A 9,111-nucleotide genomic window follows, 5' to 3' on the forward strand; every position below is an offset into this window, starting at 1 on the left:
TTAAATAGCTCTTTGGCAGTTATTGATTAAAATTACGCTAAGTGACTCTGGGGGCCAATCAAGGGGCTTAATTTTATCTAAATTAAAATATAACCCAATTCATCCATTTTTTGATCAAAAGGTTTAGCCCTTCTTCTCCTTCCTTCTTTCTTATGCAAGAAATAGTTCCTAATATAACATCCCCTCGCACATGGCCCTTTATCTTAGTTATCTTGTCAACTACTTCTTCCAATGATTTCTCCATGCTAATTATTGTTTTTAGCTTCCTTTAACTCTTCTTTCAGCTCTCTCATCTTAAGCTCTCTACCAACCATGAGTTTATTTATTTTTTGAAGCTCATAAATATTTTGTTCAAGCTCTTGTGTCCTTTGTTGAATTTTTTCTTCTAAGTTTTGCGTAAACTCTTCTAATTCTCTTGTCCTAGCAGCCACACGTATTTCCAAAATATTTTTAGAATCCTCTAATTTTTCTTGAGCTTTCTTAACTTCTGTCAAATCAAAAAGGCCAAAAAAACACCCCGTATTTTTAGCTCCACCAGTGTCTCTTGCCTTTGCGAAAACACTTACTGGGATAAGCCTATCTCCCTTTTCTTTAACTAAAATTTCCTTGTCTTGAATATGACCCTTCTTAAGGGTTTCATTTAAAATATCTGTTATTCCTTCATCAAAAATATCTTCTATAGACTTGCCTATCAGCTCATAAGCACCCATTCCTATAATTTTTTCAAAAGCTGGATTAACTTCAAGTATTACGCCCTTAGAACTGGTAGAAAAAATGGGCAATGGGGTAAAGGATAAAAGCTCCTGAGAGTATTCTTCAAGAAGTGTTAAGTCTTCAATCAAAATTTTGACCCGATCTTCGCAATTTTTATTTTCTCCTACCATTTTATTATAAATATATGTTTATTGCCATTTCTATAAGAACACTCTCTTTCTTCTATAATCACGTCTTTCTTTACTACTATTTCTGATATTTTTTTAAAATATCCGGAAAGATAGACGCACATAATAGGATGGATATCAAAATCTTCTAATTCTAATACTAAAAAATTTTCTTCTTCGTTAAGCTCAGATGGTATAAGATTACCGCATGAATAATGACGTGCCCAAAGCTTTGAGCAAAAACCTTAACAACAAACGACATTTTAGGAGCATTTTCCCCAATCTCATTTCTAACCTGATTTTCGTTAAAATCGAAAACTTCGGCTATAGCGAGAATAGATAAAACTCTTAACCCTATTGGATAAAATGCCATAGTTTCCACTTCTTCCTTCTATCTTCATTATTTCATCTGCCTGATCTTTTGTTGTTTTAATTCCCATTAGATTTCAGAAATTAATATTTTATAAATCTTATTCTAACATTTTAAAGTCTCCATTTCCAGTTAATCATTAAAAAGAGAAAGATTATTTGGGCTAGAATTCTCTTTCTTCGGCTTTTCTATTCTTTTTAATAAAGATTTAAAATTGAGATCCATAAAAAAATCTTCAGCCTTTTTTTGATCATAGTCTCCCCATCTGTTTTTTCTTAAATCCAGCCTACTAATATCAACGTCCCTCTTGATAGTAACTAATTCTTTGCTTAAAAAAGCTTCTTTTCGGTAATCAACCAGTTTCTTTTTAACAGTTAAGATTATACTCTCTGATTCTTGATCAACCGCTTTATAAATTCCTTCCAGTGTTTTGAATTTTAAAAGGAGATCTTGTGCGGTTTTCTCTCCTATCCCGGGAACACCTAATATATTATCAGAAGGATCACCTCTTAAAGACTTGAAGTCAATGAGTTGATTTGATGATAGCCCCTTATATTTTTCTTTTACTTTCTCGCTATCATACAAAAAAAATTCCTTAATACTTCTTTGAAGTAAACAGGCTTTTGTTGTGGGAGAAATCAATTGGAGTATATCCATATCACCACTTAAAATGACCGCTTCTCCGTATTTCTTTTCGGCAATGATATCACATATTGTTCCAATAATATCATCGGCTTCAAATCCCTCTCTTTCAATCATTATGATATTGAAAACATCAAGTCCCTCTTTGACCAGAGGAAATTGAGCATATAAATCATCTGGCGATGGAACCCTCTTTGCTTTGTAATCCTTGAATTTCTTGTGCCTAAAAGTTGGTTTTGGGACATCAAAAGTCGCAATTACGTAGTCCGGATTAATGTCCTTAATGCTTTTAAATAAGATTGAAAAAAAACCGTAAACCGCATTTACAACTCTACCATCCTTTACTGTAAGGGGGGGTAGTGCGTAATAGGCACGATGAATAAGTGAATTACTATCAATTACTAAAAAGATGTCTTTTGGCTCCATAATTATATACGACAATATATCATTAAATTGACCAAAATGAAACAAAATGATATAAGATTATTGTTATCGGGGCGTGGTGTAACGGCTAACATATGCGCTTTGGGAGCGTAGGACTCCCAGTTCGAATCTGGGCGCCCCGACAAATATTTAGCGGGTGTCGTATAATGGCTATTATGACAGCCTTCCAAGCTTTAGATGTGGGTTCGATTCCCATCACCCGCTCCAAAAAAGATGTTTACGTTATCTGATTACTGAAATTAAAATCAAAAGAACACCTATTACGATTCTATACACTATAAACGGATAGAGCGTGTGAGTTGAGATAAATTTGAGAAAATACTTTATTGTCAAAAAACCAAAAACGCAAGCTGAAATGATTCCAATGACAAAATGAAGAAAAGTATCGCCTTGTATCGTGTATGTGTTCATTGCCTCATTAAACTTGAGAAGACCAGCTCCCGCAACAATGGGACCGGAGAGTAAGAACGCGAACTTAGCCGCCTCATCGCGCTTAACGCCAATAAATAACCCGGCAGACATAGTGGCACCGGAACGGGAAATGCCTGGGATGAGGGCAATTGTTTGAAACAAGCCGATGATTAGCGACTCTTTCTTTGTTATTGAACTTCCGTTACGCATCTTTTTTCCATACTTTTCAGCAAAAAACATTATAAAACTAAAACCGATAAGAGCTACACCAACGAGCCACAATTGCCTGAATGACGATTCAATTATAGATTCAAATAATAAACCAAAAACGACAGTCGGTATCGTACCGATAATAAGCCTAACAAGTAATGGACGATTTCTATACAAATCCGCATAGTCTTTAAAAAAGAACAATAATACAGCAAAAAGCGTCCCGAGATGAATTGAAGCGTCAAACGCAAGTCCGAATCGCTCTGGGGAAACGCCAAAAAAATGTTCAAGTATTATAAGATGTCCAGAGGATGATATTGGAAGAAATTCCGTTACCCCCTGAACAAATCCTGCGACTGCGGCATATATATAGTCCATTGCGATTGGCTATTGAAAGATTGAAGAATTGAAAATTTATGAACGCTGATTTATACTGATTTTATTAAGCGTGTCTAAGGCGATATCACCTTTTTTGGTAAATCGATCAGAATATCTTGATATTCCTTCCAATCTTTCAGGTTTAAGTCGCCAATTTTTGATTTAGAGTAGCCATTCATATGCTTTAATGTAATTGTACAGGAATTTTCAAATTATATCAATTTTTTTCGTCGCACGCTCGCGTGCAGTTTGGCCAAGGCGAGTGGCAAAAATAGAGAGGGTGTGTGGGGAAAAATTCCCGCCCCGCCCTCGCTTTCGCCACTCCTTTTTCCGCCACCGCAATTTTTCGTGCCAATGAAATTGGTATGCCACACTTATTATAACTTTTCGTATAATGTTCGCTCATAAAAAAATTTAGCCATTGATGGTTTAACTTCTGCTTGATTTATTTAATGCAATTTCGTGAGCAAGGTCGGAAAGATTAACGATTGAATTGCACACCATATGTCCCTCTTACATTTCTGGTTGTGATAAGATGATTATTTTTTTGACTGATTATTTTTATCATAGCTCTATGTTCTATTTCTCGATCTGAAATTGAAGGAAATATTATTTTTTTATTTTTTATTAATTTTTCAAACATAAAAAATTATTTTAGTCCCAGCCATAATGGGAAAAATTTATTCCTTTTAAATAATATTCTATAGATTTTTCAACATAAGGAACTATATTTTCTGGTAATTTATTTAAAGGAAACCATACCAACCCTCCACATTTATCTGGCTCCATATTTTTAATATCACCATGCCACTTTTTAACCTCAAAGAAAAATGCCACCCTTTCATTATTAGACTTATTGTGCATAATATGCATAAACTTTATATCTTCAGGCTCTATAGCTATACCGATTTCTTCTTTAGCTTCTCTTATTGATGCACTAACTATTTTTTCCCCTCCGTCTAAATGACCAGCAGGCACATGATAATATCCGTCCATATAACCAGTATTTTCTCTTAATAAAAATAAAATTTTATTATTTTTAATAAGAAATAAATGGACATCCGCTACTAAACTAAATCTTGCTTTTTTCATATTTTTTTCAAAAACTAAATTTTTTTAATTTCATCGTTTTTAATACTTGGTTTCAAGTTTCTATTGCAACTTAATTGTTAATTAATTTGTACTATCCAACATCAGTAATTATTGATAAAGTAGCTTTGAGCAAAATCATAAATATACTCCGAAAAACCCCTTAAAAGGGTTTTTTTAGTGTTTACAAACTGTATAATTATTATACTTCTTTACAAGATCTTTGAATGGCCCACTAAAGACTATTTCGCCTTTATCTAGCAAATATACTTTTTGTGAGAATTTTTCAACAATTTCTATTTCATTCGTTGCCATAATAATTGCCGTCTTATACTCCTTATTAAAACGGTCTAAAATCCCTAATATCAAATCAACACTTTCAATATCAATACCAGATAAAACCTCGTCTAGTATCAACAGTTTCGGATATAAGACAAGTGCTCCAGCTAGAGCAACTTTTTTTTTCTCACCTCCTGATAAATAATGAATTAACTTATCCTGAAGCTTTTCTATCTTCATTTCTTCCATTATTCCATTAACTCTTTTTGATATTTCATCTTCGCTAAATCCGTAATTTATTAAAGAAAAAGCGATGTCATCAAAAACAGTTGGTCCAATCATTTGATCTTCCGCCCTTTGAACAACGACGCCTACCTTTCTTTGAATATCATTAAAGTTATCGGCCGGATCTATTCCGAAAACGTCAACACTTCCCTCAGTAGGTCGCAATAATCCTATAATATGCATCAAGAAAGTGCTCTTGCCTGAACCATTTGAACCAATTAAAGCGATATTCTCGGCCTCTCTGACTATGAAATCAAGACCACATATGGACACTTCTGTTTTATCGGGATATCTATGCTTAATACATTTTACCGAAACAATTTCTTTGTTTTTCATAAAATTAAACTAGATAATATAAATATCACTATCCCCCAAGAAATTACTATAACATCGAGGTAGCTAAACTTCTCTTTCGTACGTGAGTATATTCTTCCATTATATCCCCTAATCAACAAAAGGCCATACATCTTCTCTCCCCTTTCAATAAGAGAAATAAGAATAGCCCCTATCAACTTACCAACATTTATAACAGATCTGACTAGCCCACCCGATGTCCCTCCCCTAACTTTCATCATTTGAAAGCGTGTTTCTATTTCTTCTATAATTAAAAAGAAGTAACGGTAGGTCAAAAGAAACATACTAGAAAAGAAGGAAGATAATCTACTAATTTTTGAAAAAACCAAAGAGTAAGGAGTAATGCAAAAAAATAGCATTACTGCAAAAGCTATAATTAAGGCCCTAAAAAGAGTAATAAGAGGAAGCCATCCTTGATTTATTTGAGAAAGAGCAAAAATTGAAGTAAAAATGATTGGATAAAAAGACCACTTCCCAATCATCTTTAATGGTATTTTTGAAATAAGAGAAATAATTATCAAATTCAAAAAAACAAATAAGAAAACATGAAATGATTTTGAAGAAATTACTGATAGAAAAATAAGAAGAAGAAGAACCGCCTTAGATAAAACGGTTCTTCTATGAAAAAAACTGTTAATACTATTAGAATAATAATCAATTAAATAAACCTCACTCATTTAATAAGTTCCGGCCTAGTTTTATCGATATGCTTTATTCCAACAAAAGTAACAATGCTTTCTATCGCAGCCCCCCATAATACAAAAGGCAAGGATAAGCTTAAAAAGATAAGAAGTGATATTTCATCATGATGTTCTTCGTCATAATACTTTTCTTCATAATGATCATGATCATCAAAGAAAAATTTATCAACCTCTAAATTGGCTGCCAAAACTATTCCGAGCGTTAAGAAGAAAGAAAGGAGTATAGCTAAAAAAGTAGTTAATCCTCCTCTAAGAGATTTATCCTTAAGTAACTGTTTGAGTACCCCGAAAAGAGCAATGCCAATAATTGCCTGTGCCCAAAGAATCAAGGTATTTAGTCCAATTATTGACAATCCACCGTGTGCAAACGAAGCTAAAATAAAATTGACTAAAAACGATATTACAAGAGACCAATGAATTCCCATTATTATTCCAACAAAGACCATCATATTAATGTGCGCTGGGATGCCTAAGGGAACAGACATTAAAAGAACAACCAAAGCCGTAAGTATGGCCGCGAGGGGCATTCTTCTGAGATCGCTTTTTAATCTTATAGCCGAAATTGAAAGGAACACTAAGGTTATGGCAAAGCCCAACACCCATAACCAAATTGGGAGAACTCCGTCTGGAATGTGTATATGCATGATATATTAATTATTTTAATTATTTAGCAAATTCTATCACCCGACTTTCCCTTATTACATTAACCTTTATCTCTCCTGGATACTTTAATTCTTCTTGTATTCTTTTTGCCACACCTCTTGCAATATTTCTTGCCTGAAGATCGTTTACTTGATTAGGTCTAACAAACACTCTAATTTCTCTACCCGCTGCTATGGCATAACTCTTCTCTACTCCCTCAAAGGAATTAGCAATATCTTCTAGCTCTGCTAATCTCTTAAGGTAGTTTTCTAAATTATCCTTTCTAGCACCTGGCCGAGCTCCGGATATAGCATCGGCTGTTTGAACGATAATTGATTCTATTGTTTCATAAGGATGCTCTTCATGATGAGATCTCACGGCCTTAATGACATCGGGCTCAACACTAAATTTTTCTAAAATCTTAGCTCCAATTTCTGTATGAGATCCTTCTACTTGATGATCTATGGCTTTACCAATATCATGAAGTAATCCGGCTTTTTTAGCGATCATAACATTAGCTCCAATTTCTGCTGCCAAAGATCCTGCCAAGAAACTAGCCTCAACCGAATGAAGTAATGCATTCTGTCCATAACTGGTTCTAAATCTTAACCTTCCAATTAGTTGAACAAGCTTAGGGTCTAATCCCACAACACCCGTTTCATAAACTGCTAATTCTCCCGCTTCTTTAATTTGCTTTTGTATTTCTGTTTCAGCCCAAATAACAGTCTCCTCTATTCTGGCTGGCTGAATTCTTCCATCTCTTATCAGCTTTTCTAAAGCAATCTTAGCAATATGTCTTCTTACTGGATCAAACCCAGAGATTACAACGGCCTCAGGAGTATCGTCGACAATAATTTCAACACCAGTTAATTTTTCAAGAGTTTTAATGTTTCTTCCTTCTTTCCCGATTATCCTTCCCTTCACTTCATCACTGGGAAGACTAACCGTTGTTGTTGTAATTTCTTGTGTTTGAGCAACTGCACACTTTTGAATAACCAAAGAAACTATCTCTTTGGCTTTCTCTTCGTATTTTTCCCAACCCTCTTTTTCAATTTCTCTTATCTTCGCCATCACTTCTTCGCTATTCTCTTTTTCTACCTTAGCGATAATTTCTTTCTTTGCGTCTTCAGCAGATATTTGAGCGACCTCTTCTAACTTCTTAGCTGCTTCTAAATGAAGTTGTTCTATATTTCCTTTAATTACTTTCAGTTTTTCTACTTTCTCATTGAAATCTTTTTCTTTCTTCTCATAATCAACATGTTTTTGATCTAGGGTATTTTCACGCTTAAGAAGAATTTTTTCTCTTCTTATTATTTCAATGTTTCTTTCATCAATCTCTCTTTTCGATTCCTGTATTAATTGACTTGCCTTTTCACTAGCCTGAGTAATAATATTTTCTGCTTCTTCTCTAGCTCTTTTAACTTTCTTCTGAAGCTTAGCTTCAATTGTTTCATAATTTCTTTTAGCAAGGGACTGACGAACATAGTATCCAAAAATGGAACCGATCATCAATGAAACGGCCCCTACCACAATGGGGATGATTTCCGACATATTTTTTTGTCAAAACTTGTCTCCGATAATTCTATCTAACCAGAAATGCCACCCTTTTGGGGCTTAGGTAAGGATAATGAGATATAACAACAGTGAGTTTTTTGATAAATTTCATTGCTTCAGTTGCAGTGTTTGCATTCGTCCGATCGAAAATATCTATACGAAGTTCAAGGTTTAAAATTAATTTAACTACAATCCAATTCTATCAATAATTAGCAAAAAATCAAGGGAAAAGGCCTTTTTAAAAGGCCTTAAGGTCTAATATCAACACTCCTTATTTTATCAAATGACCATTAAATACAAAGCTCAAAGCAGCTAATGATTTTGGAATTATGCCAAATGGTGATATTTCTCTCCAATCTGGTAAAGGAAGTCTAGGGGTTATGCTTTGAACCCTAGAGCAAACGTTGCCAGCTCCATCGGTGACGTCAAGTCGAATATTTACAGGAGAAGTGTTGCTGAAAGTAGTTGTAGCTATTTCTGTATTAGCCGTTCCGGGATTACCTCCCGGAAAAGTCCAGCTAAATCTTGGAAGACCAGTAAAAACTTGTGAGCCAGTTGCATTAAATGTAACTACTTCATTTATGCTTGGTCTTGCTGGACTAATGGTAAATTCTGGAAAAGGGTAAGGATTACTAGGAGTGGTAAAATTTGGACCACTTACCCATCCAGAATTTTGCCCCTGCTATCGTGTGCACGAATCCACCAGTGATAAGTTCTACCAAAAGAAATTGTGTGCAGCTGCACCGTCTCTTGTGACATCAATCGGAATTGTCATTGCTATTCTATCTTCTCCTGAAGGAATTCCCCAACTACCTACAAAAGAACCAGTTGGAGTTTCTCCTTCAATGGGGGGCAAAGAACTTTCTCGTAC

12 protein-coding genes and 2 tRNA genes are annotated in these 9,111 nt (G+C 34.6%); 3 read left to right on the top strand and 11 right to left on the bottom strand.

Annotated elements, in window-relative coordinates; translation table 11 throughout:
• Positions 1-82 precede the first annotated feature (82 nt).
• From KY054_01315 to KY054_01330, 4 genes are all read right to left on the bottom strand, one after another.
• Complete coding sequence (locus tag KY054_01315; protein MBZ1356399.1) at positions 83-244, bottom strand: hypothetical protein; 162 nt, start codon at positions 242-244, stop codon at positions 83-85.
• 1 nt (position 245) lies between these two features.
• Entirely contained in the window at positions 246-884 is a 639-nt protein-coding gene (locus KY054_01320; protein MBZ1356400.1) for a PAS domain S-box protein, read from the bottom strand.
• Positions 885-1,041: 157 nt separating this feature from the next.
• On the bottom strand, positions 1,042-1,254 hold the full coding sequence (locus KY054_01325) for a hypothetical protein (GenBank protein ID MBZ1356401.1): 213 nt from the start codon (positions 1,252-1,254) through the stop codon (positions 1,042-1,044).
• 129 nt (positions 1,255-1,383) lie between these two features.
• Entirely contained in the window at positions 1,384-2,319 is a 936-nt protein-coding gene (locus tag KY054_01330; GenBank protein ID MBZ1356402.1) for a hypothetical protein, read from the bottom strand.
• Between the two features lie 67 nt (positions 2,320-2,386).
• Here KY054_01330 and KY054_01335 point away from each other — a divergent pair.
• Both KY054_01335 and KY054_01340 read left to right on the top strand, forming a co-directional pair.
• Positions 2,387-2,459, top strand: a tRNA-Pro gene (locus KY054_01335).
• Positions 2,460-2,469: 10 nt separating this feature from the next.
• A tRNA-Gly gene (locus KY054_01340) sits at positions 2,470-2,544 on the top strand.
• 15 nt (positions 2,545-2,559) lie between these two features.
• Here KY054_01340 and uppP read toward each other — a convergent pair.
• The 7 genes from uppP to rny all read right to left on the bottom strand — a co-directional run bounded on the left by uppP (position 2,560) and on the right by rny (position 8,237).
• The gene (gene uppP, locus KY054_01345; protein ID MBZ1356403.1) at positions 2,560-3,336 is read right to left on the bottom strand and encodes an undecaprenyl-diphosphatase UppP; all 777 of its coding nucleotides are present in this window, start codon (positions 3,334-3,336) and stop codon (positions 2,560-2,562) included.
• A 481-nt stretch (positions 3,337-3,817) separates the two neighbouring features.
• Entirely contained in the window at positions 3,818-3,979 is a 162-nt protein-coding gene (locus KY054_01350; GenBank protein MBZ1356404.1) for a hypothetical protein, read from the bottom strand.
• Positions 3,980-3,990: 11 nt separating this feature from the next.
• Positions 3,991-4,428 carry an NUDIX domain-containing protein gene (locus KY054_01355; GenBank protein MBZ1356405.1) on the bottom strand — a complete coding sequence of 146 codons (438 nt, stop codon included), beginning with the start codon at positions 4,426-4,428 and terminating at the stop codon, positions 3,991-3,993.
• A gap of 174 nt (positions 4,429-4,602) precedes the next feature.
• Positions 4,603-5,325 (bottom strand): energy-coupling factor ABC transporter ATP-binding protein, encoded by a 723-nt coding sequence (locus tag KY054_01360; protein ID MBZ1356406.1) that lies wholly within the window; start codon positions 5,323-5,325, stop codon positions 4,603-4,605.
• Entirely contained in the window at positions 5,322-6,020 is a 699-nt protein-coding gene (locus tag KY054_01365; protein ID MBZ1356407.1) for a CbiQ family ECF transporter T component, read from the bottom strand. The genes KY054_01360 and KY054_01365 overlap by 4 nt, the downstream gene beginning before the upstream one ends.
• The gene (locus KY054_01370; protein ID MBZ1356408.1) at positions 6,017-6,688 is read right to left on the bottom strand and encodes an energy-coupling factor ABC transporter permease; all 672 of its coding nucleotides are present in this window, start codon (positions 6,686-6,688) and stop codon (positions 6,017-6,019) included. Before KY054_01370 ends, KY054_01365 begins: the two co-directional genes overlap by 4 nt.
• 19 nt (positions 6,689-6,707) lie before the next feature.
• The gene (gene rny / locus KY054_01375; protein ID MBZ1356409.1) at positions 6,708-8,237 is read right to left on the bottom strand and encodes a ribonuclease Y; all 1,530 of its coding nucleotides are present in this window, start codon (positions 8,235-8,237) and stop codon (positions 6,708-6,710) included.
• 452 nt (positions 8,238-8,689) lie between these two features.
• Here rny and KY054_01380 point away from each other — a divergent pair, with 452 nt between their 5' ends.
• Positions 8,690-8,866: a hypothetical protein gene (locus KY054_01380; protein MBZ1356410.1), complete on the top strand. Its 177-nt coding sequence runs from the start codon at positions 8,690-8,692 to the stop codon at positions 8,864-8,866.
• Positions 8,867-9,111: the final 245 nt, after the last annotated feature.

This window comes from Candidatus Nealsonbacteria bacterium, from assembly GCA_019923605.1.
In the GTDB taxonomy this organism is placed as follows: Bacteria; Patescibacteriota; Minisyncoccia; order Minisyncoccales; family CSSED10-335; genus JAHXGM01.

Coding starts and splice junctions, on each gene's coding strand:
- rny (MBZ1356409.1), bottom strand. CDS start 8,237: ATGTCGGAAATCATCCCCATTGTGGTAGGGGCCGTTTCATTGATGATC.
- KY054_01320 (MBZ1356400.1), bottom strand. CDS start 884: ATGGTAGGAGAAAATAAAAATTGCGAAGATCGGGTCAAAATTTTGATT.
- KY054_01315 (MBZ1356399.1), bottom strand. CDS start 244: ATGGAGAAATCATTGGAAGAAGTAGTTGACAAGATAACTAAGATAAAG.
- KY054_01370 (MBZ1356408.1), bottom strand. CDS start 6,688: ATGCATATACACATTCCAGACGGAGTTCTCCCAATTTGGTTATGGGTG.
- uppP (MBZ1356403.1), bottom strand. CDS start 3,336: ATGGACTATATATATGCCGCAGTCGCAGGATTTGTTCAGGGGGTAACG.
- KY054_01360 (MBZ1356406.1), bottom strand. CDS start 5,325: ATGAAAAACAAAGAAATTGTTTCGGTAAAATGTATTAAGCATAGATAT.
- KY054_01365 (MBZ1356407.1), bottom strand. CDS start 6,020: ATGAGTGAGGTTTATTTAATTGATTATTATTCTAATAGTATTAACAGT.
- KY054_01325 (MBZ1356401.1), bottom strand. CDS start 1,254: ATGGCATTTTATCCAATAGGGTTAAGAGTTTTATCTATTCTCGCTATA.
- KY054_01350 (MBZ1356404.1), bottom strand. CDS start 3,979: ATGTTTGAAAAATTAATAAAAAATAAAAAAATAATATTTCCTTCAATT.
- KY054_01330 (MBZ1356402.1), bottom strand. CDS start 2,319: ATGGAGCCAAAAGACATCTTTTTAGTAATTGATAGTAATTCACTTATT.
- KY054_01355 (MBZ1356405.1), bottom strand. CDS start 4,428: ATGAAAAAAGCAAGATTTAGTTTAGTAGCGGATGTCCATTTATTTCTT.